This is a genomic window from Kitasatospora sp. NPDC057738, from assembly GCF_042798815.1.
Classification (GTDB): domain Bacteria; phylum Actinomycetota; class Actinomycetes; order Streptomycetales; family Streptomycetaceae; genus Kitasatospora; species Kitasatospora lactacystinica.
In genome coordinates this window covers 8,195-28,045 of sequence record NZ_JBHVJT010000065.1, presented here as the reverse complement: position 1 = coordinate 28,045, position 19,851 = coordinate 8,195, and the positions used below count along the sequence as shown (strand labels likewise).

Below are 19,851 nucleotides of genomic sequence, written 5' to 3'. Positions count from 1 at the left end.
GGCCGGCGGTCACCTCCGCCGCGGCGGGAGGCGCGGGAGGGCGTGAACGCCGCTGCCCCGCAGGGGAGATCGGACCGGCCGGCGTCCCGTGCGGACCGGCCGTCCTGCGGCACCGACCGTACGGTCGCGCGTTCGCGCCCGTACGATGCCCGAGCGGGGTGGGCGGAGGCCGGAGGTGGATGTGGTTCGGTTCTGGCTGCGGTGGGTGATGATCGCGGTCCTGGGGACGGCGGTCGTGTTCGGCGGCTGGGCGGGGTGGCGGCTCTACCGCGCCACGGCCATCCCGGCCCCTCCGGACGTCCCGGGGATCGCACAGGCCCCGGTGACCGGGGAGGCCCGCCGGGCGGCCGAGGAGCGGATGGCCGACCGGATCGACCACCTGCCCGAACTGCTGCCGTGGGCGCAGGGGTTGGGGAGGTCGACGGTCGACGTGTGCCGCACCGACTACCGCGGTGATCTGTTCAGCCGGGGTACGTGGCTGCCGGTGTCCTGCGAGCGGACCGTCAACGTCTACCTGGCCTTCGACGGGGGTGACGTCCGCTCCCGGCTGGCCGATCTGGACCGGTACCTGGACGGCCAGGGCTGGCGCAGCTCACAGAGGTGGAACAGCCTGGTCGCGGCCGACGAGTACGACCACCAGCCGCCCGCCGACCCGACCCCGGAGGAGGCGGCGGAGGCGGCGGCCAGGCCGATCGCCCCGTCCGTGGAGTTCGCGCTGGCGACGGGCGAGGCGGTGCGGACGGAACTGGCCGTGAACGTCACCCGGCCGCCCGGCCCCGAACTCCTGACCTCCGGTGAGGACTACTGGTACGAGAAGTACGGGAGCCGGCGCTACCGGAACGACGAGGGGCAGCGGTCCGCGTACCTGACCTGGCAGCCCGTGCGGCCGAGCGAGGTCACGAAGGCGGCCGAGGGCCGGTACGTGGCGGTCCTGGGCTTCACGACCAGGTACGCGCAGCACGAGGCCGGGTAGGGCCCGTCGCCCTCAGGCCCGTCGGCCTCAGGCCTTCCGCTCGAAGCCGGCCAGCAGGCCGCGCGGGTCGAAGGTGACCCGGATCCGGGTGATCCTCCCGTCCTCGACGTGCATCCAGTTCGCCGTGGGCGCCGGCGGGGCGACGCTCGTGCACAGCTCGAACCAGGTGATCACCTCGTCGCCCTCGGCCACCCGGACCTTCACGTCGATCTTCTCCAGCACCTGCCCGAGCCCCTTCAGCCCGGCCAGCGCCTCCTCCACCCCGGAGGCCGTCCCCAGCGCGCCGACGAAGTCGACGTCCTCGGCCAGCAGCCCCCGGACGGTCTCGAAGTCGCCCGCCTCCCAGGCGGTGAAGTAGGTCTCGGCAAGCTCACGCGCGGTCTTCGTCGTCGTCATGCCTCCATCCTCCCGGCCACCACGACCATCGGTCCAACAGATGAATCAGATGGCATCTATCTCTACTGATGATGAAAGAAGGGTGTGCTGCGTGATCGGCGGGCCACGACCGTCACGCTGAGTGAGGGCCAGCTGAAGTCGTTTCGGACCGTGAGGGCCGGTAAGGCGCTCATCGCTGGAATGCGAAGGAGGCGTGAATCGTGATCACCGAACAGCAGGCCCGCTCCATGCTGCACCGGCCCGTCCACGACGTACGGGGCAGCCGGATCGGCAAGGCGGACCACGTGTTCCTCGACGACGTCACCGGCAAGCCGGAGTGGGTCAGCGTCAAGACCGGATGGTTCGGGGCGGGCGAGTTGTTCGTGCCGATCCGCGACGCCCGGGTCGTCGGCGAACACCTGGAGGTGCCGTACCCCAAGGAGAAGGTCAACAACGCGCCGCTGGTGGACGTGGACCGTGGCGGACACCTCTCCGAGCGCGAGGAACATCGGCTCCACCAGTACTACGGCATCGGGGACGGGGCCCGGAAGGCGGCCGACCGGCCCGCCGCGGGCATCGGCACCACCGCCGCGGCCGCCGCTGCCGGAACCGCCGCCGCGAGCGGGCACACCGGCACGACCGGACACACCGGTGCGGTCGGCACGGCCGGTCCCGCGGGCATGACCGGTGCCGCCGCCGCGGCCGTCCGGGCCGGCGCGACCCCGACCGCCGGCGCGACCCCGACCGCCACCACGCGTGCCGCCGCGGCTCCGGGCGCCGCCTCCGCCGCCGGGGGGACCGGTGTCCACCCGGGCGAGGACGGCGCGATGACCCGTTCCGAGGAGCGGATGCGCGTCGGCGTCGAGCGGTACGAAGCCGGCCACGCGAAGCTGCGCAAGTACGTCGTCACCGAGGAGGAGCGGCAGACCGTGCCGGTGCGGCACGAGGAGGTCCACGTCGAGCACGAACCCATCGCCGAGGCCGACCGGGGTGCCGCGATGTCCGGCGAGCTCATCTCGGAGGCCGAGTACGAGGTCACCCTGCACGCGGAGCGGCCGGTCGTGCGCACCGAGGCCGTCCCGGTCGAGCGCGTGCGGCTGGTGACCGAGGAACGCGTCGAGGAGCAGACCGTCACCGGCCGGGTGCGCAAGGAGCGCATCGAGGCCGACCTGCCCGACGGCGGGACGGCACGGACGCCGGGCAAGGAGATCCAGAGCAGGGCGGTCCAGGGCAAGGAGATCCAGGGCAAGGACCGCCGCCGGTGACGTCGGCCGGGCCGTGACCGCCCCGCGCGGCCGCGCTCCGTCCCCGCGGGTCGTCCCGTCGGGTCGCTCGGCCGTCGGGTCGCTCGGCCGCGGCGGACCGATCGGCCGAGCGGATGGAGCGCCGGTCGAATATCGTCACCGGTCATGGAGATGCACCAGCTGCGCTACTTCGCCGCCGTGGTCGACGAGGGGACCTTCACCGCCGCCGCGGCCCGGCTGCACGTGAGTCAGTCCGGCATCAGCACCCAAGTGGCCAAGCTGGAGCGCGAACTGGGCCAGCTGCTGCTCGACCGGGCGGGCCGGCAGGTGCGCCTCACCCCGGCCGGCGAAGCGGTCCTCCCGCTGGCGAAGAACGCCCTGGCCACCCTCGACGCCATCCAGCACACCGCCGCCGAGTTCGCGGACGCCGTCCGCGGCCGGGTCCGGCTGGGCATGATCACGGGCTGTTCGATCCCGCCCTTCCTGGACGCCGTCGCCGACCTCGGCCGCAGTCACCCCGGCATCGAACTCAGCCTGCACGAGGGGCACTCCGAGGACCTCCAGGCGCAGGTCCTGGCCGGCTCGCTCGACCTGGCCCTGATCGGCTACGCGGGCGAGGTCTTCCCGGGCCTGGAGGCCACCGTCGCCATCGACGAGCCGATCGCCGCCGTCGTCCCGGTCGGGCACGCCCTGGACCGGGCGCGGCTGCGGCTCGCGGACCTGCGGGGCGAGAAGATCCTCTGCCTCTCCCCGGGCACCGGCATCCGTGCCGCCTACCGGGGCTCCTGCCGCCGGCTCGGCCTCGACCCGCGGGTGGACATCGAGGCCAGCTCCCCGGTCGCCCTGCTCCGGCTCGCCGAGCGCGGCGCGGGCGTGGCCGTCCTCAGCCCCTCCTCCGCCGCGGGCGACGGACTGCGGGCCGTCCCGCTGGCCGACGCCGCCATCCGGGCCCGGCTCGGGCTGGTCGCCCGCCGCGACCAACCCTCCCCGGCCGTACGGCTGTTGATGGCCCGGCTGAGGGCGGCGCTGCGTCAGGGCTGATCCCGTACCGCCCGTGCGACCCGGCCGGGCCCGGTGTCCTCGGCTCAGGCCTTCCCGTGCGGGTCGCGGCCCGAGGCGGCCAGCGCGCGGTCCCACGCGGGGGCGTCCTCCGGCAGGGCCACCGCCTCGGCGAAGCCCGCGTACTGCCGGTACAGCTCGGCGTTCTCCGCCACGATCTCCCCGGTCAGCAGGGCGAGTTCCTCGTCGACCTCGATCCGCCCGCCGGTCGCCCGGGCCACGTCCCAGCCGTGCAGCAGCAGCTCCAGGATCAGCATCCGGGCGATGCCGACGGCCGGCATCGGGGTGCCGCCGAGGTCGACGTCCCCCTCCCAGGCGGCCGGGTCCGCCCAGGCCGCGACCGCGCGCTCCAACTGGGCGGCGTAGGCGGAGCGCCAGTCGGCGTCGGCGGCGAAGTCCCGCGCGTTCAGCTCCTCGGGCAGCTCGATCCGCCGGGCCCGGTGCTCCAGGCCGTGCGAGGTGTAGAGCACCCAGTGGTTGATCAGCGCGCGGGTGTCGAACTCCGGGCAGGGCGTCGGCGCGTCCAGCGGCTGGTCGGCCGGGACGGCGGCGGCGACACCGGCCGCGGCGGAGGCGGCGCGGGTGAGGAACGGGTGCATCGGGTGGGCGTTCATGGCCCCGATTCTGGGCCGGGCCGTACCGGCGGGTCTTGAAGAAACGCGACGACTAGCCTGGCGGCATGGGCATGGACTCCCCGGCCTCCCCGGACTCCCCGGCCGCACCGGACCCCCGGGCCTCCCCGGACGCCCCCGACCTCGGCCGGGGCGTGCTCCACCCCGCCCGGGCGGCCGAGCTGATCACCGTGGACCGGCTCGCGCCCGACCCGGTTGTGGCGGTGTTCGTCGAGTACTACTGGCTGGTCCGCTGGGACCTGCACGGCCTGCCGCCGTACGAGCAGAAGGTGCTCGCCCACCCCAACGTCCACCTGGTCTTCGAGGCGCCGGTGGCGCGGGTGTACGGGGTGGACCGCTCGCTCTTCGTCCGCCGGCTGGAGGGCGCCGGGCACGTGCTGGGTGCGCGGTTCCGTCCCGGCGCCTTCCGCGCCCTCGCCGGGCACCCGGTGAGCGGGCTCGCCGACCGTTCCGTGCCCGCCGCCGAGTACTTCGGGCCCGGGGCCGACCGGTTCAACGCGGAGGTCCTCGGGGCGCCCGGCGATCCGGCCGCGCTCGCCGACGCCTTCCTCCGCCCCCGGCTGCCCGCGCCCGACCCGGTCGCCGCCGAGGTCGCCGCCGTGGTGGACCGGATCACCCGCACGCCGGACCTTCGCCGGGTGGACGAGCTGGCCGCCGAGCTGGGCCTGACCGTCCGCCGTCTCCAGCGGCTGTTCGCCGAGTACGTCGGCGCCTCCCCGAAGTGGGTGCTGCGCCGTGCCCGTCTCCACGAGGCCGCCGAACGCGCCGGTACGGACGGCGGGTTGGACCTGGCCGCGCTCGCCGCCGAGCTGGGCTACGCCGACCAGGCGCACCTCACCCGGGACTTCACCGCGGCCGTCGGCGTCTCCCCGGCCCGTTACGCGGGGTCGCGCCGGACCCCGGCTACGCCCCCAGGAAGCGCTGCAGCTCGTCCAGCACGTAGTTGGCCCCGGTGTACCCGATCCCCTGGAACCACAGCTGGTCGTCCACCGGGAACGCCCGGTGCCCCTTGACGGCTCCCAGCGCCTGCCACCCCGGGCTCGCGAGTGCCGCGGTGGCGCCCGACAGTTCCGGATCGCCGTACGTGGCGTACAGCAGCAGGTCGCCGTCGGCCCGGGCGAGCTGGTCCGGCGGGATCTCGAAGTCCGACTGGTCGACGTTCTGCGCGTCGGGCCGGCCGATCTGGGCGTCGGAGAGCACCGTCCCGGGGAAGCTCTGCCGCCCGAACAGCCGGATGCCGCCGCCCTCCACGAACCGCACCAGGCTCACCTTGCGCCCCGACAGCTTCGCCGCCGCCAGCGCCTGCGCGACCTGTCCGGCGTGCTTCTGGTACGCGCCGGCGAAGGCCGCCCCGGCCGCTTCCCGGCTCAGCGCCTGGGCGTGCAGCTGGAAGTCGGCCTTCCACGGCGCCCCGGAGGTCTGGGTGAGCACGGTGGGGGCGATCTCCCGCAGCTGCTCGTAGCGGTCGCCGTCGCGGGTCTGGTTGGAGAGGATCAGGTCCGGCCGCAGGGCCCGTACGGTCGGCAGGTCGGGTGCGCCGACCGGGCCGACCAGCCGGATCCCGGCCGTCCGGGAGGCCGGCCAGTACTCGGGGTAGCTGGTGTCGCGGCCCGGCAGCGCGGCGCCGACCGGGGTGATGCCGAGGGTCAGCGCGGAGTCGAGCACGTCGGTGTCCAGCACGACCACCCGCATCGGCGCGCCCGGCACCACGACCGGGCCGGTGGCGGCGTTCACCGTCACCGGCGGCACCGGGGCCGGGGACGGCCAGGCGCCGGTGGCGGGGCCGTCCGCCGCCCCCGGGGCCGGGTGCCGGCTGGTGCAGCCGGCGGCCGCCGCGAGCGCGCCCGCGCCGAGGCCGGTCAGGAGGGTGCGGCGGGAGATCCGGGGCATCGGCGGTCCTCTGGCGGCGCGGGCGGGGCGGGGCGCCGTCGATTATGTCCGAAATGGCAGATAAAGTGCCGTTAAGCGGGGGTGCCGTCCGGGGTGAGCGCCACCCACGGGGCGCCCGGCACGACCAGCGGGGTGCCGGTCACCGGGTCCGGCACCACCACCGAGTCCAGTCCGAACACCTCCCGCACCAACTCGGCCGTCACCACGTCCGCGGGCGGGCCCTGCGCCACCACCCGGCCGTCCCGCATCGCCACCAGGTGGTCGGCGTACCGGGCGGCCTGGTTGAGGTCGTGCAGCACCGCGACGACCGTCCGGCCGCGCTCGACGTTCAGCCGGCGGACCAGGTCCAGCACCTCCACCTGGTGCGCGATGTCCAGGTAGGTGGTCGGCTCGTCCAGCAGCAGGATGTCGGTGCCCTGGGCGAGCGCCATCGCGATCCAGGCGCGCTGGCGCTGGCCGCCGGACAGCTCGTCCATGCTCCGCTCGGCCAGTTCGGCGGTGGAGGTGCGCTCCAGCGCCTCGGCGACCGCCGCCTCGTCCTCCGGCGACCACTGCTGCCACCAGCTCTGGTGCGGCTGGCGGCCGCGCGCGACCAGGTCCGCCACCGAGATGCCCTCGGGGGCGGTCGGCGACTGCGGCAGCAGGCCGAGCCGCTGGGCGATCCGCTTGGTCGGGATCCGCGCCAGCTCCTCGCCGTCCAGCAGCACCGCGCCCCGGACCGGCTTCAGCAGCCGGCCGAGGGCCCGCAGCAGGGTCGACTTGCCGCACGCGTTCGGGCCGACGATCACCGTCACCCGCCCGTCCGGAACGGCCACGTCCAGGCCGTCGACGACCGTGCGCGCCTCGTAGGCCAGGGTGAGGCCCCGGGCCTCCAGGCGGTGAGCGGACATCAGGAACCTCCACGGCGGGATCGGATCAGCAGCCACATCAGGTACGGGGCGCCGACCATGCCGGTCACCACGCCCACCGGCAGCTCCGTCGGAGCGAGCAGCCGCCGGGCGATCAGGTCGGCGAGGACCACCACCAGCGCGCCGGTCAGCGCCGAGCAGAACAGCGGGATCTGCGCCGAGCGGGCCAGCCGCAGCGCGATCTGCGGGGCCATCAGCGCGACGAAGTCCACCGGCCCGGCGGCCCCGGCCGCGCACGAGGCCAGCACGATGCCCAGCAGCGCCATGCCGAGGCGGATCCGGTCCAGGCGCAGGCCGAGGCCGACGGCGGTGGCGTCGTCGAAGGAGATCGACCGCTGGGCGCGGGCGGCCCACAGCGCGACCGGCAGGGCGGCGAGCAGCACCCGGGCGAGCCATCCGGCCTGGTCGTAGCCGGCGCCGTTCAGGCTGCCGGTCATCCAGACCTTGGCGGCCTGGGCCTGGAAGCCGTCGCCCTTGGTCAGGAAGACGGAGGTGAGGGAGGACAGCGCGACGCTGATGCCGATGCCGATCAGCACGAAGCGCTGCGCGTGCAGGCCGCGCCGCCAGGCCAGCGCGTACACCAGCAGCCCGGCCACCAGCCCGCCGGCCACCGCCGCGTACGGGGCCTGGCCGGTCGAGCCGACCACGCCGTACGCCATCAGGCCGACCACGGTCGCGGTCGCGCCCCAGGTCACGCCCACCACGTCGGGGCTGGCCAGCGGATTGCGGGCGACGGTCTGGATCAGCGCCCCGGCCAGCCCGAGCGCCAGCCCGACCAGCAGCCCGACCACCACCCGGGGCAGCCGGAACTCGCCGACCACCAGCTCGTGCGGGCTGGGCCGTCCGAGCACCACCTTGACCACCTCGCCCGGCGGGACGGTGGACTCGCCCAGGCAGAGCGCGGCCACCACGGTCGCGGCCAGCGCCACCAGCAGCCCGACGGCGACGGCCACCGAGCGCCGGTGCAGCAGGAACGACGCCCGTCCGGCCCGGACGACGGAGTACCCGCGCAGGGGGACGGAACCGTTGCGGCGGCCGGGAGGCGCGCCGGGGCCGGGAGCCGTGCCGGGGACGGAACTCATGCCGCCACCACCTTCCGGCGGCGGACCAGGGCCACCAGCACCGGGACCCCGACCAGGGCCGTCATCACGCCCGCCGGGACCTCGGACGGCGGGAACAGGACCCGGCCGAGGGTGTCGGCGAGCAGCAGCAGCGCCGGGCCGAGGACGGCGGAGAAGGCGAGGATCCAGCGGTGGTCGGCGCCGGCCACCGCGCGGGCCGCGTGCGGGACGGCGAGGCCGACGAAGGCGATCGGACCGGCCGCCGCGACCGCGGAACCGGTCAGGACGGTCGCGCCGAGCGCGCCGACCGCCCGGACCAGGCCGGTCCTGGCGCCCAGCCCCTTCGCGGTGTCGTCGCCGAGCGCCAGCGCGTCCAGTCCGCGCGCGACCGCGACCACCAGCACCGTGCCGACGGCCAGGAACGGCAGCAGCTGCCAGGCCACGTCCGAGGTCCGCCCGGAGAGCGAGCCGACGTGCCAGAAGCGGAACTGGTCCATGGTGGCGGCGTCGGTGGTCAGCACCAGGGTGTTGAGCGAGGCGATGAAGGCGGACGTCGCCGAGCCGGCCAGCGCCAGCTTGATCGGCGTGGCCCCGCCCCGGCCGCGCCCGGCGAGCCCGTACACCAGCGCGGTGGCGATCACGGCGCCGACGAAGCCGAACCAGACGTACCCGGTGAGGGTGGAGACGCCGAAGCCGGAGATGGCGACCACCACGCCGGCCGCCGCGCCCTGGGAGACGCCGAGGATGCCGGGGTCGGCGATCGGGTTGCGGGTCAGGCCCTGCATGACGGCCCCGGCCAGGCCGAGCGCCGCGCCGACGGCCAGGCCGACGACGGTGCGCGGCACCCGCAGCTCGCGGATCACCACGGCGTTGGCGGTGTCGCCGCCGTGCAGCAGGGCGTCGAGCGTGTCGCCGAACGGGATGGTCCGGCTGCCGACCGCCAGGCTCAGCAGCACCGCGGCGGCCAGGACGGCGAGGGCGGCGGCGAGCCACAGTGCTCGGCGCCGAGGCGCGCGGTACGGCGAGCCGGGCGGTGCGCCGGGCGGTGCGCTGGTGTCGGTCATGGGCCCTCTCCGCAGACAACTCAGGTAAACCTAAGTTCAGCTGAGAAGCCCGGGCAAATCGCCTCGTGGTCCGCGGCGCCGGTTGGGTAGCCTGACGGCATGTCCGCGACCCCACCCGCTCCGCTCACCGTCGGCTTCGACCTCGACATGACGCTGCTGGACACCCGGCCGGGTATCCGCGCCACCTACCTGGCGCTCTCCGCCGAGACCGGCACCTACGTCGACGCCGACCTGGTGGTCACCCGGCTGGGCCCGCCGCTGCTGGACGAGATCCGCAACTGGTTCCCGGAGGCCGACGTGGAGCGGGTCGCCGACCGCTACCGCGAGCTCTACCGCGACCACGCCTTCGCCCCGACCGTGGCCCTGCCCGGCGCGCACGCCGCCGTCGAGGCGGTCCGCGCCCACGGCGGCCGGGTCGCGGTGATCACCGGCAAGTACGAGCCGAACGCCCGCCTCCACCTGGAGCACGCCGGGCTGGCCGCGGACACCGTGATCGGCGACCTGTGGGCGGAGACCAAGGGCGAGGCGCTGCGCGAGCACGGCGCGAGCGTCTACGTCGGCGACCACCTGGGCGACATCCGGGGCGCCCGGCACGCGGACGCCCTCGCGGTCTGCGTGCCCACCGGCCCGTACAGCGCGCAGGAGCTGCGCGAGGCGGGTGCGGACGTGGTGCTGGCGGACCTCACCGACTTCCCGGACTGGCTCGCCGCGCACCTGGCCGAACGCTAGCGCCGGCCCGTTGCGGCCCGCTGCGGCCCGTAGCGGCCGGGCGGGCCCGTAGCCGTCCGCGCGGCCCGCAGCCGGTCCCCGGCGGCCGTCCCGGCCGTCCTCAGGACTCGACGGGCGTGCTCCGGCGGCGCTGGGACCGCGCGTTCAGCAGCAGCCCGGTCAGCGCGGCCAGGAAACCGGCCGGCATCAGCATGCTCAGCCAGTAGGCCGCCGTCGGCAGCGGCGTCAGGTGCAGGAACAGCGGGACGAAGGTGACCAGGGTGGCGAGTGCGCCGAGACCGAAGACGATCGCCCCGGCCTTGACGTACACGTCGCCGGGGTCGGTGCTCTGGCTGCTCACGTCTGCTCACTCCTCCGGGCCGGTCGGCACTGTCCCCAGTCTGGCAGAGCGGCGGCCGGGGGCCGCCACCGGAGCGGGTCGGTCACGTTGCGCAGTTTCCCGGCAGCTGAACGTTTTGATCCCTGTTGAGCGGGGGTATGCACGGGGTGCCGAGGGGCGCTACAGGTGCGCCCCGCGTCCTCAGACCCGGGGGGGTGTGAGCCGATGGACCGCGCGGAGCCGCGCCCCGGCCGTGCCGGCGCCGGGTTGCCCGTGACCGCGAGATCCCGGTCCCGCCGCCCCGACCGGGCCTCGGAACGCGGATCCCTCGCGGAACGCGGATGAGGCAGTGACGGACGGTTAGTCTGCTCCTGACCGCGTGCCGGCCATGAGCGCCCACGGGCGCCGAGTCGAGGCCGGTCGTCTTTTCCCACCACCCAGTGATCCCCGGCCCGGGCCGGGATCCCCCACACCCATTCGAGGACTGTTCGAGATGCCCACCGGCCAGGTCAAGTGGTTCAACGAGACGAAGGGCTTCGGCTTCCTGTCGCGCGACGACGGCGGCGACGTCTTCGTCCACACCAAGGCGCTGCCCTCCGGTGTCACGTCGCTGAAGCCGGGCCAGCGGGTCGAGTTCGGCGTGGTCGCCGGGCACCGCGGGGACCAGGCGATGGCGGTACAGCTGCTGGAGGCGCTGCCCTCGGTGGCCGCCGCCCAGCGCCGGAGCGCCGACGACATGGCACCGATCGTCCAGGACCTGATCACCACGCTGGACGCGGTGCTGCCCGGTCTCCAGCGCGGGCGCTACCCCGCCAAGCCGACCGGCCAGAAGCTGGCCGGCCTGCTGCGCGCGGTGGCCGACCAGTTCGACGTCTGACCGTCGGCCGGCCGACGGCTAGAACGCGAGCGCACCCGGGTCGAGCGGGGGCACCAGCCCCTCCGCGGCGGCCCGGGTGAGCAGCGCGCGGACGGCGGCGTAGCCCTCCTCGCCGAGGTCCTCGCTGAACTCGGTGACGTACAGCCCGATGTGCTGCTCGGCGACGTCCAGGTCCATCTCCTGGGCGTGCGCCAGCACGTACTCGCGGCTCGCCGCCGGGTCCGCCCAGGCCTGCCGCACGGAGGCGCGGATCGCGTCGGCGATCGCCCGCAGCCGCTCGGCGCCGAGCGAGCGCCGGGCGACGATCGCGCCCAGCGGGATCGGCAGGCCGGTCTCCTGCTCCCAGGCCTCGCCCATGTCGGCCAGGCTGTGCAGGCCGTACTGCTGGTACGTGAAGCGGGCCTCGTGGATCACCAGGCCGGCGTCCACCCGGCCGTCCCGGACGGCGGGCATGATCTCGTGGAACGGCAGGACGACGATCTCGCCGAAACCGCCGGGCACCGCCTTCGCCGCCCAGAGCCGGAACAGCAGGTAGGCGGTGGAGCGCTCGGAGGGCACCGCGACGGTCTTCCCGGCCAGGTCGGCGGGGGAGGCCACGCCCGGCAGGGTGAGCACCAGCGGGCCGCAGCCGCGGCCCAGCGCGCCGCCGCAGGGCAGCAGGGCGTACTCCTCCAGGACCCAGGGCAGCGCGCCGTAGCTGATCTTCAGCACGTCCAGCTCGCCGCGCTCGGCCCGGCCGTTGGTGACGTCGATGTCGGCGAAGGTCACCTCGGGGGCGTCCGCCCCGGGTACCAGGCCGTGCGCCCAGGCGTGGAAGACGAAGGTGTCGTTCGGGCAGGGCGAGTACGCGATGCTCAGCCGTTCAGCCACGGCCGGCCTCCTCAATCGGTTCGTGCCGCGCGGCCGGGTCCGGTTCGTGGCGCGCGGCCAGGTCGTGCACGGGCAGCGCGGCGAAGGCCCGCTCCAGGGCGGCCAGCGCCTCGCCGATCCGCCAGGCGGCCCGGTCGCGCGGGCCCACCGGATTGGACACCGTGCGCAGTTCGAGGGCCGGCACGCCGTACCGGGCGGCGGCCTCGGCCACCCCGAAGCCCTCCATCGCCTCGGCGACGGCACCGGGGTGGCGGGCGGCCAGTTCGGCGGCCCGCGCGGCGCTGCCGGTGACGGTGGAGACGGTCAGTACCGGGCCGACGGCGAGGCCCGGGCCGCCCAGCGCCCGCGCGACCAGCGCGACGGCGGCCGGGGGCGGGGCGTGCCGGACGGTGCCGAAGCCCAGCTCGGTGACGTCGGCGAAGCCCTCGGGGGTCTCGGCGCCGAGGTCCGCGGCCACGATCGCGTCGGCCAGCACCGTGGAGCCGACCGGGGCGAGCGGGGCGAAGCCGCCGGCGATCCCGGCCGAGACGGCCAGCGCGTACGTGCTGGCCGCCAGCGCGGCGCAGGCGCCTGCGGCGGCGGCGGCCGGGCCGACCCCGGCGGCCAGCACGTCCACCGGCACCTCCTGGGCCCGGTGCAGCGTGCCGCCGGGCAGCGGCAGCGCGCCCGTCGCACCGGGCAGGCCGCGCAGCACGGCCTCGGCCTCGGCGGCCACCGCGACGACGACGAGCAGCCGGGCCCGTGCGGGGCCCGACTGCTCGGTGCGGCCGTCGGTGACGGCGGGCGCGGTCATCGCAGGACCGGTCAGCCGTTGTCGGAGCTGTTGCCCTCGGTCTTCAGCTGGAAGTACCAGACGGCGATCGGGGCCTCCTGGTTCGGGTCGCCCTCGACCACGGTCACCACGGTCTTGCCGCTGGAGTTGAGCACCTTGTTCGCCGACTGGGCGCCGGACCAGGTCGGGCCCTTGGCGGCCGAGAACAGGGTGTAGCGACCGCCCTGGTTGGACGAGCCGCCGTTGGTGAAGGCCCACCAGCCGGTGTCGGCCACGTTGGGGGAGACCCCGACGCCGACCCGGTCGCTCCCCACGACGTCCGAGGTGGGCAGCGTGCCGTCGTGCAGGGCCTTGGTCGCGTCCTCCTGGCACTTCTGCTGCTGGTCGTCGGTGAGCGGGCTGCCGGCGTTCCAGCACAGCGGGTCCGCGACGATCGAGGAGTTGCCGACCGTGAGGGTGGCACGGTGCGAGATGTGCTCGGTCTGGCCGGCGGCAATGGCGACGGAGGTGCCCACCGTGGCGGCGCCGACCACGACGACGGCGCCGAGGGCGGCGATGGCACGGGAATTGAGGCTCATGCGTCAGAATCTACCGGGCCCGGCCGATCACGCGACGCGGGGGTCGGCACCGCGTGTTGCCGCGTCGGCGCGGTCAGGCGACCCGGGGCGTCGCCGGGTGCCGCCGCGGCCCCACCCGCAGGAGTGAGCGCAGCGTCCACAGCAGCGCCAGGCCGACCACCCCGGCGGCGATCGACAGGCCCAGCTTCCCGTTCAGCGGCAGCAGGATGCCGACCGCGCCGCCCGCCACCCAGGACAGCTGCATCAGGGTCTCCGAACGGGCGAACGCCGAGGTCCGCACCGCCTCCGGGACGTCCCGCTGGATCAGCGCGTCCAGGGCCAGCTTGCCCAGCGAGGCAGCCATCCCGGCCACCGCGGCGACCACGACCACCGTCACCACGCCGTACCAGAGCGCGGCCGCGGCCGTCGCGCAGGTCGCCAGCAGCAGCATCGCGCTGATGGTCTTCTCGGGGCCCCGGGTGCGCAGCCAGGAGCCGAGCACCGAGCCCAGCGCGTTGCCCGTCCCGGCGGCCAGCGCCACCAGGCCCAGCGCCACCGTCGGCCGCAGCCCGCCGATCGGCTCCTCCCGCAGCAGGAAGGCCAGGAACATCACCAGGAAGCCGACCAGCCACTTCATCGCCGACATCGCCCGCAGCGCCAGGATCACCGAGGGGCCGACCGTGCGCAGCGAGGCCTTGACCGGCGGCGGCCTGTGATGGATCAGGTGCGAGCCCTCGCCGTGCACCTCGGCGTGCAGGACGGCGCGCTGCTCGCCCTTGGCGGAGTCCACCGCGGGCGGCAGATGGAAGGCCATCAGGGTGCCGACCACGAACACCAGGAAGGCGCCGCGCAGCGGCCAGCCGGGCCCGACCAGGTGCAGCAGCCCGCCCACCCCGGCCGCCACGCCGGTGGCCAGCAGTCCGGCCAGGGTGACCCGGGAGTTCGCCTTCACCAGGGACAGCCGGCTCGGCAGCAGTCGCGGCACCACCACGCTGCGCACCACGCCGTACGCCTTGGACGCGACCAGCACGCCGAGCGCCTCCGGGTAGAGCGCGATGCCGCCGCCGACGATCACCCCGGCCATCGTCCAGGCCAGCACCGCCCGGGCCAGCATCGCCATCGCCATGGCCGCCCGGCGGCCGTGCGGCAGCCGGTCCAGCAGCGGGCCGATCACCGGGGCCAGCAGGGCGAACGGGGCCATCGTGATCAGCAGGTAGAGCGCGACCCGGCCGCGGGCCTCGCCGGTGGGCACCGAGAAGAAGATGGTGGACGCCAGCGCGACGGTGATCAGCATGTCGCCGAAGGAGTTGAGCGCGTGCAGCTCGATCAGCTTCGCGAGGCCGGACTCGCCCGCGCCCTCGGCGGCGGTGGCCCGGCGGATCCGGCGGCCGGTGCCGTGCACCACCTTGCCGGTGCGGGAGCCGGCGGCGGAGGCGGTGCGGATCAGGAAGTGCCGGCGGGGCTCGGGGGCCTCGTTCTCGTCCCCGTCCGGCTCCCGCGGGGCCCGGTCGGGGCCCTCCGGGGCTTCGGCCCCGGAGGGGTCCACGGTGTCTGCGGGCGGCCCGGGACCGTCCGCCGGCTGCGGTTCGTCCGCGCCGGGGACCGGGGGCTGCTGTCGCGGCACGGCGTCCGTGGGGTCGGGGCTGCCGGCCCGTGGGTCGCGCAGTGCGTGCTGCGACGGGTCGTGGTCCGCCACAAGCCCATCCTGCCCCAGAATCGCCGAGCCGACGCGGGAGCGGGCCCGGCTCGGCGCGGTCCCGGAAGGGCCGGGTCCGCCCCGGACTGTGCCGGGGCGCCGACCGACGGGTAGCCTGCCCAAGGTCGACCCGCCGACCCGCCGGGGCGCCGGCAGGCCGGTCGAGCGGCGCGGCCGGTACCCGAGGGGGCTCCCGGTCACGCAGAATGGACGAGGGACACCGAGCCGCGACGGAACAGGCAACACGCCGTGGGCGACAGAAGAACTGGGAGAGAATCGACGCCGTGAGTGCTGCGATGCGAAGCCGTACCCCCGACCGGCTCTGTGCCGAGGCCGTCGAACTCGCCCGTCAGGCCGCCGAGGAGGCCGTCGGTGCGGAGGCCGTCGGGCTGCACCTGGGTGTCCAGGCGGACGCCGACCGCGTCGTCACCCACACCTTCGAGTGCCTCGACGCGGCCTACCGCGGCTGGCACTGGGCGGTCACCGTCGCCCGTGCGCCGCGCGCCAAGAACGTGACCCTGGACGAGGTCGTGCTGCTGCCCGGCCCCGACGCGGTGCTCGCGCCCCAGTGGGTGCCGTGGAGCGACCGGCTGCGCCCCGGCGACATGGGCCCGGGCGACCTGCTGCCCACCGGCGCCGACGACCTGCGGCTGGAGCCCGGCTGGACCGGCGAGGACGAGCCCGCGCCGAACTCCGCGGTCGCCCTGGCGCAGGACGAGGACCTGGTCGTCACCGACCCGCACGTCCAGCCCGCCCCGGCCCGCGCCCGGATCGACGCCGTCGCCGAGGAGCTGGGCCTCGGCCGCAGCCGGGTGCTCTCCCGGCTCGGCCTGCACCTGGCCGCCGAGCGCTGGGAGAAGTCCCACGGCTCGCAGACCCCGATGGCGCAGGCCGCACCGGCCTCGTGCGCGAGCTGCGGCTTCCTGGTGCCGATCGGCGGCTCGCTCGGACAGGCCTTCGGCGTGTGCGGCAACGAGTTCGGCCCGGCCGACGGCCAGATCGTCTCCTTCGCGTACGGCTGCGGCGGGCACTCCGAGGCGGCCGTCATCCCGGCCCCGCCGGCGCCGTCCGAGCTGATCCTGGACGAGCTGGTGGTCGAGCCGCTCCCGCTGCACCCCGACCGTGCCTCCGGCTCGGTCGAACCCGACGCCCCGGCCGAGGAGCTCGGCCACTCCTGAGCCGGGCACGCGCCCAGGCTCCAGCGGCCCGCCCGGTCAACGACCGGCGCGGGCCGCGCTGCTTTCCGGGCTGCGGGCGGGCGGCGGAAAGGCCGTCAGGTCCGCCGCCGGCGCCGTCCCCGGCCCGCCGGCGGCGGGGCCCGTGGTCGGGAGCAGTCAGTGGGGCAGGGAAGAATGCCCTACGACGAACAGGGCAGCGGAAGGCGGCAGGTCCAGTGGAACCTCGGATCATCGGCAGCGGCACGGACGAGCACCTCGCGGACCCCTTCGGCAGCGCCGCGCTGCGCCGACGGGTGCTGGCCGCCTGGGCCGCCTCGCCGGCCCGGTTCCGGGAGGACGCCAACGCGGAGGAGGAGCTGGCGCTCGGCGGCTACCGGGACCGCCTGGTGGTCGAGTTGGCGCAGAACGCGGCCGACGCGGCGGTCCGGGCCGGGCACGGCCCCGGCCGGCTGCGGCTGACCCTCGCCGACGGCGTGCTCGCCGCCGCCAACACCGGTGCCCCGCTGGACGAGGCCGCCGTCGAGTCGCTGTCCACCCTGCGCGCCTCCTCCAAGCGCGGTGAGACGCCCGCCGTCGGCCGGTTCGGGGTCGGCTTCGCCGCCGTCCTCGCGGTCACCGACGAGCCCGCAGTGCTGAGCGCGACCGGCGGGGTGCGCTGGTCGCTCGGCGAGGCGCGGGCGCTGGCCGCGGCCCAGCCCGAGCTGGCCGACGAACTGCGCCGCCGGGACGGCCACGTGCCGCTGCTGCGGCTGCCGTTCGCGGCCGAGGGCCCGGCCCCGGAGGGCTACGACACGGTGGTGGTGCTGCCGCTGCGGGACGCCGCCGCCGAGGACCTGACCCGCCGTCTGCTGGCCGGGATCGACGACGCGCTGCTGCTCACCCTGCCCGGCCTGCGCGAGGTCGTGGTGGAGACCCCGGACGGCACCCGGACGCTCACCCGGGACGCCGCGGAGACCCGCCCGGACGGGGTCACCGAGGTCACCGTCACTGACGACGCGGGCGGCCGGCTGCGGCAGACGGTCTGGCAGACCGTCGGGGCCTCCGGCACGCTCTCGGCGGAGCTGCTGGGCGACCGACCCACCGAGGAGCGCGCCCGCCCGTACTGGACGGTGACCTGGGCCGTCCCGGTCGGCCCGGACGGCGTCCCGCAGCGGCCCGGGATCGCCTCCGTGCTGCACGCGCCCACCCCCAGCGACGAGCCGGTCGGTCTGCCCGCGCTGCTGATCGCCTCGTACCCGCTGGACTCCACCCGCCGGCACGTCGCCCCCGGCCCGCTGGCCGACTTCCTCACCGAGCGCGCCGCCGACAGCTACGCCGAGCTGCTGCGCGCCCGCGGCGCCGACCTCGGCTCGCTCGGCCTCGTACCGGCCCCGCTCGGCCAGGGCGCGCTGGACAACGCGCTGCGCGCCGAGGTGCTCTCCCGGCTGCCCGGGACGCCGTTCCTGCCGCACCCGGCGCCGGTCGAGGAGGGCACGCCCGCGCTGCGGCCGCGGGACGCGACGCTGCTGGAGGGCGCGGACGGCTCGGTGGTCGAGGCGCTCTCGCCGATCTTCCCGGGGCTGCTGCCGGCCGGCCTGGAGCGGCGCACCGAGCTGCGGGTGCTGAACGTGCGCCGGGTGCCGCTGGCCGAGGTGGTGGACCAGCTCGGCGGGCTGGACCGCGAGCCCGCCTGGTGGCGCAACCTGTACGCGGCGCTGGGCGCGGCCGACCCGGAGGCGCTCGGCGCGCTGCCCGTCCCGCTCGCCGACGGGCGGACGGTCACCGGGCCGCGGCGCGTCCTGCTGCCCTCCGAGGACGCCGACTGGGCGGCCTTCCCCGGCTACCCCGAGTCGCTGGCGGGCGCGCTCGCCGCGCTCGACCTGCGCCTGGCCCACCCCGAGGCCGCCCACCCGCTGCTGGCCAAGCTCGGTGCCGGCACCGCCACCCCGGCCGGGGTGCTGGACACCCCCGAGGTGCGGGCCGCCGTCGCCCGCTCCTACGACCTGGCCGAGGACGACCTGGACGCGGCGCTCGAACTCGCCGACGCCGTCCTGGCCCTGGTGAAGGCCGCCGCCCCGGAGCCGGGCGCCCACCCCTGGCTGGCCCGGCTCGCGCTGCTCGACGACGAGGGCGAGCCCGCCCGGGCCGGCGAACTCGTGCTGCCCGGGAGCCCGTTCGCCGCGCTCGCCCGCGAGGAGGACGCCGGCTGGGTGGACGACGAGCTGCTGGAGCGCTGGGGGCCGGAGGTGCTGACCGCCGTCGGCGTGCTGGCCGACTTCGTGCTGGTGCGCGCCGAGGACGTGGTGCTCGACCCGGACGACCTGGAGCGGCTCGACCCCACCGTCCCGGCCGACCGCGCGGCCGGCGGCCACCCCACCGGTCTGCTGGACGAGGCGCCGGACGGGCTCGCCGAGTGGGCCGAGGACGCGCTGGAGGCGCTGCAGGCCGACGAGGCGGTCGGCGTCCCGCCGGTGGCCGCCGAGCTGCTGGCCGTGCGCGACCTCGACCTGGTGGACGACGACGCCTGGCCGGAGGCGCTCGCGGCGCTGGCCCGCCCGCCGTACCGGGACGCCGTGGTCGCCCCGGTGCGCACCCTGCTGCCGGACGGCTCGTACGCCGACCTGCCGCCGTACACCGCGTGGTGGCTGCGCGACCACCCGGTGCTGGCGGGCCGGGAGCCGGCCGGTCTGCGTGCCGCCGGGGCCGACCCGCTGCTGCGCGGCCTGTACGACGAGGCCCGCACCACCCTGGACGACCAGTTCCTGCACGCGCTCGGGGTGCGCACCACGCTGGCCGCGCTGCTCGCCGAGCCGCACGGGCCGGACGAGGTGCTGGACCGGATGACCGACCCGGAGGCCGAGGTCGGCCACCGTCAGCTGCACGGCATCCACACCGCGCTGGCCCGGGTGGACCGTGGGCGGATCGAGCCGCTGGACGTGGTGCGGGCGCTGCCGCCGCTGGACCCGGACACCGGGCGCCGGCCGGACCACACGGTGGTGGTGGACGCCACCGAGGCGGTCGTCGCCGACGCTCCCGACCTGGTCCAGCTGCTGCACCGGTACCCGCTGCTGCCGGTCGCCCCGGCGCTGGCCGCCGACCTCGCCGAGCGGCTGCACGTGTCGCTGGCCAGTGAGGTGGCGGGCGGCCGGGTGCTCTCCGAGGGCGTGCTGCACCGGGTCCCGGCGGTGGTGCGGGAACTGCTGCCCGGCTGCCCGGTCGCCTACGAGGAGCACGAGGAGCTGCTGGTCGTCGGGCCGGACGGCGGCGAGGCGGCGGTGGACTGGCGCTGGGACACCGGGGCGGACGCCCCGGAGCCGCCGTACGACCCGGAGCTGGCCGAGGCCGCCGACGAGGACGACGAGTTCGAGGTCCCGCCGGTGCCCGGTCTGCTGCACGCGGCCACTCCGGAGGGCCTGGCCGCCGGGCTGGCCTGGTCGGTCGGGCAGTGGCACCGCCGCTTCGAGGTGCTGGCCGCCCTCAGCGAGCCGGACCGCGCCTACGAGCTCTCGGCCGCCCGCGACTTCGAGGGCTGAGCGCCCCCCCCGCGGGGCCGCCCCGACCGGCGGGGCCGCGGGGGGGGTTGCTCCCCGCCGCGGCGCTTCCTTAAGTGCCCGGTGGTCTCCCAGGGGATGCCCTAGACCCCCCCTACGGCGACACCAACCCACAGG

The 19,851-nt window shown here is 76.0% G+C and carries 19 protein-coding genes; 8 read left to right on the top strand and 11 right to left on the bottom strand.

Features of this window, described 5'->3' with window-relative positions:
- The first annotated feature begins 175 nt into the window (after positions 1-175).
- Positions 176-973, top strand: a complete 798-nt coding sequence (locus ACFVGO_RS29430; RefSeq protein WP_359905790.1) for a hypothetical protein — start codon at positions 176-178, stop codon at positions 971-973.
- Between the two features lie 27 nt (positions 974-1,000).
- On the opposite strand, the gene ACFVGO_RS29425 is transcribed toward ACFVGO_RS29430, so the two are convergent.
- Positions 1,001-1,369 carry a nuclear transport factor 2 family protein gene (locus ACFVGO_RS29425; protein ID WP_359905788.1) on the bottom strand — a complete coding sequence of 123 codons (369 nt, stop codon included), beginning with the start codon at positions 1,367-1,369 and terminating at the stop codon, positions 1,001-1,003.
- 200 nt (positions 1,370-1,569) lie between these two features.
- Here ACFVGO_RS29425 and ACFVGO_RS29420 point away from each other — a divergent pair, with 200 nt between their 5' ends.
- Both ACFVGO_RS29420 and ACFVGO_RS29415 read left to right on the top strand, forming a co-directional pair.
- The gene (locus tag ACFVGO_RS29420; protein ID WP_380635040.1) at positions 1,570-2,613 is read left to right on the top strand and encodes a PRC and DUF2382 domain-containing protein; all 1,044 of its coding nucleotides are present in this window, start codon (positions 1,570-1,572) and stop codon (positions 2,611-2,613) included.
- A gap of 144 nt (positions 2,614-2,757) precedes the next feature.
- On the top strand, positions 2,758-3,633 hold the full coding sequence (locus ACFVGO_RS29415; RefSeq protein ID WP_359905782.1) for a LysR family transcriptional regulator: 876 nt from the start codon (positions 2,758-2,760) through the stop codon (positions 3,631-3,633).
- A gap of 44 nt (positions 3,634-3,677) precedes the next feature.
- On the opposite strand, the gene ACFVGO_RS29410 is transcribed toward ACFVGO_RS29415, so the two are convergent.
- Positions 3,678-4,265, bottom strand: coding sequence for a TIGR03086 family metal-binding protein (locus ACFVGO_RS29410; protein WP_359905779.1), 588 nt, complete (start codon positions 4,263-4,265; stop codon positions 3,678-3,680).
- 65 nt (positions 4,266-4,330) lie between these two features.
- Between ACFVGO_RS29410 and ACFVGO_RS29405 the strand changes: the two genes are divergently transcribed.
- Positions 4,331-5,296, top strand: coding sequence for a DUF6597 domain-containing transcriptional factor (locus tag ACFVGO_RS29405; protein WP_380635037.1), 966 nt, complete (start codon positions 4,331-4,333; stop codon positions 5,294-5,296).
- On the opposite strand, the gene ACFVGO_RS29400 is transcribed toward ACFVGO_RS29405, so the two are convergent.
- From ACFVGO_RS29400 to ACFVGO_RS29385, 4 genes are all read right to left on the bottom strand, one after another.
- Positions 5,187-6,173, bottom strand: a complete 987-nt coding sequence (locus ACFVGO_RS29400; protein WP_380349039.1) for an ABC transporter substrate-binding protein — start codon at positions 6,171-6,173, stop codon at positions 5,187-5,189. The two genes, ACFVGO_RS29405 and ACFVGO_RS29400, sit on opposite strands and share 110 nt — an antisense overlap.
- Positions 6,174-6,244: 71 nt before the next feature.
- Complete coding sequence (locus ACFVGO_RS29395) at positions 6,245-7,063, bottom strand: ABC transporter ATP-binding protein (protein WP_380635035.1); 819 nt, start codon at positions 7,061-7,063, stop codon at positions 6,245-6,247.
- Positions 7,063-8,163, bottom strand: a complete 1,101-nt coding sequence (locus ACFVGO_RS29390) for a FecCD family ABC transporter permease (protein ID WP_380635033.1) — start codon at positions 8,161-8,163, stop codon at positions 7,063-7,065. The genes ACFVGO_RS29395 and ACFVGO_RS29390 overlap by 1 nt, the downstream gene beginning before the upstream one ends.
- Positions 8,160-9,206, bottom strand: coding sequence for an iron ABC transporter permease (locus ACFVGO_RS29385; protein ID WP_359905764.1), 1,047 nt, complete (start codon positions 9,204-9,206; stop codon positions 8,160-8,162). Before ACFVGO_RS29385 ends, ACFVGO_RS29390 begins: the two co-directional genes overlap by 4 nt.
- A 99-nt stretch (positions 9,207-9,305) precedes the next feature.
- Between ACFVGO_RS29385 and ACFVGO_RS29380 the strand changes: the two genes are divergently transcribed.
- Positions 9,306-9,935, top strand: a complete 630-nt coding sequence (locus tag ACFVGO_RS29380; protein ID WP_359905761.1) for an HAD family hydrolase — start codon at positions 9,306-9,308, stop codon at positions 9,933-9,935.
- A 100-nt stretch (positions 9,936-10,035) separates the two neighbouring features.
- On the opposite strand, the gene ACFVGO_RS29375 is transcribed toward ACFVGO_RS29380, so the two are convergent.
- On the bottom strand, positions 10,036-10,275 hold the full coding sequence (locus tag ACFVGO_RS29375; RefSeq protein ID WP_359905758.1) for a hypothetical protein: 240 nt from the start codon (positions 10,273-10,275) through the stop codon (positions 10,036-10,038).
- A 472-nt stretch (positions 10,276-10,747) separates the two neighbouring features.
- Between ACFVGO_RS29375 and ACFVGO_RS29370 the strand changes: the two genes are divergently transcribed.
- Entirely contained in the window at positions 10,748-11,131 is a 384-nt protein-coding gene (locus tag ACFVGO_RS29370) for a cold-shock protein (RefSeq protein ID WP_359905755.1), read from the top strand.
- Between the two features lie 18 nt (positions 11,132-11,149).
- Here ACFVGO_RS29370 and ACFVGO_RS29365 read toward each other — a convergent pair whose 3' ends face one another.
- From ACFVGO_RS29365 to ACFVGO_RS29350, 4 genes are all read right to left on the bottom strand, one after another.
- Positions 11,150-12,001 carry a 1,4-dihydroxy-6-naphthoate synthase gene (locus ACFVGO_RS29365; RefSeq protein WP_359905752.1) on the bottom strand — a complete coding sequence of 284 codons (852 nt, stop codon included), beginning with the start codon at positions 11,999-12,001 and terminating at the stop codon, positions 11,150-11,152.
- Positions 11,994-12,794: a futalosine hydrolase gene (locus ACFVGO_RS29360; protein WP_380635029.1), complete on the bottom strand. Its 801-nt coding sequence runs from the start codon at positions 12,792-12,794 to the stop codon at positions 11,994-11,996. Before ACFVGO_RS29360 ends, ACFVGO_RS29365 begins: the two co-directional genes overlap by 8 nt.
- 11 nt (positions 12,795-12,805) lie before the next feature.
- Positions 12,806-13,351: a hypothetical protein gene (locus ACFVGO_RS29355; RefSeq protein WP_359905746.1), complete on the bottom strand. Its 546-nt coding sequence runs from the start codon at positions 13,349-13,351 to the stop codon at positions 12,806-12,808.
- Positions 13,352-13,424: 73 nt separating this feature from the next.
- Positions 13,425-14,774 (bottom strand): MFS transporter, encoded by a 1,350-nt coding sequence (locus tag ACFVGO_RS29350; protein WP_380349138.1) that lies wholly within the window; start codon positions 14,772-14,774, stop codon positions 13,425-13,427.
- Between the two features lie 548 nt (positions 14,775-15,322).
- On the opposite strand from ACFVGO_RS29350, the gene ACFVGO_RS29345 reads away from it, so the two are divergent.
- Together ACFVGO_RS29345 and ACFVGO_RS29340 are read left to right on the top strand one after the other, a co-directional pair.
- Entirely contained in the window at positions 15,323-16,204 is an 882-nt protein-coding gene (locus ACFVGO_RS29345) for a DUF3027 domain-containing protein (RefSeq protein ID WP_359905871.1), read from the top strand.
- A 215-nt stretch (positions 16,205-16,419) separates the two neighbouring features.
- Positions 16,420-19,716: a sacsin N-terminal ATP-binding-like domain-containing protein gene (locus tag ACFVGO_RS29340; protein WP_380349032.1), complete on the top strand. Its 3,297-nt coding sequence runs from the start codon at positions 16,420-16,422 to the stop codon at positions 19,714-19,716.
- The last annotated feature ends 135 nt before the right edge of the window (positions 19,717-19,851 follow it).

What these genes read in the sequence shown, in the direction of transcription:
- ACFVGO_RS29355 (WP_359905746.1), bottom strand. Translation starts at nt 13,351, where the DNA reads ATGAGCCTCAATTCCCGTGCCATCGCCGCCCTCGGCGCCGTCGTCGTG.
- ACFVGO_RS29360 (WP_380635029.1), bottom strand. Translation starts at nt 12,794, where the DNA reads ATGACCGCGCCCGCCGTCACCGACGGCCGCACCGAGCAGTCGGGCCCC.
- ACFVGO_RS29410 (WP_359905779.1), bottom strand. Translation starts at nt 4,265, where the DNA reads ATGAACGCCCACCCGATGCACCCGTTCCTCACCCGCGCCGCCTCCGCC.
- ACFVGO_RS29345 (WP_359905871.1), top strand. Translation starts at nt 15,323, where the DNA reads ATGCGAAGCCGTACCCCCGACCGGCTCTGTGCCGAGGCCGTCGAACTC.
- ACFVGO_RS29395 (WP_380635035.1), bottom strand. Translation starts at nt 7,063, where the DNA reads ATGTCCGCTCACCGCCTGGAGGCCCGGGGCCTCACCCTGGCCTACGAG.
- ACFVGO_RS29400 (WP_380349039.1), bottom strand. Translation starts at nt 6,173, where the DNA reads ATGCCCCGGATCTCCCGCCGCACCCTCCTGACCGGCCTCGGCGCGGGC.
- ACFVGO_RS29385 (WP_359905764.1), bottom strand. Translation starts at nt 9,206, where the DNA reads ATGACCGACACCAGCGCACCGCCCGGCGCACCGCCCGGCTCGCCGTAC.
- ACFVGO_RS29415 (WP_359905782.1), top strand. Translation starts at nt 2,758, where the DNA reads ATGGAGATGCACCAGCTGCGCTACTTCGCCGCCGTGGTCGACGAGGGG.
- ACFVGO_RS29370 (WP_359905755.1), top strand. Translation starts at nt 10,748, where the DNA reads ATGCCCACCGGCCAGGTCAAGTGGTTCAACGAGACGAAGGGCTTCGGC.
- ACFVGO_RS29425 (WP_359905788.1), bottom strand. Translation starts at nt 1,369, where the DNA reads ATGACGACGACGAAGACCGCGCGTGAGCTTGCCGAGACCTACTTCACC.
- ACFVGO_RS29390 (WP_380635033.1), bottom strand. Translation starts at nt 8,163, where the DNA reads ATGAGTTCCGTCCCCGGCACGGCTCCCGGCCCCGGCGCGCCTCCCGGC.
- ACFVGO_RS29405 (WP_380635037.1), top strand. Translation starts at nt 4,331, where the DNA reads ATGGGCATGGACTCCCCGGCCTCCCCGGACTCCCCGGCCGCACCGGAC.
- ACFVGO_RS29380 (WP_359905761.1), top strand. Translation starts at nt 9,306, where the DNA reads ATGTCCGCGACCCCACCCGCTCCGCTCACCGTCGGCTTCGACCTCGAC.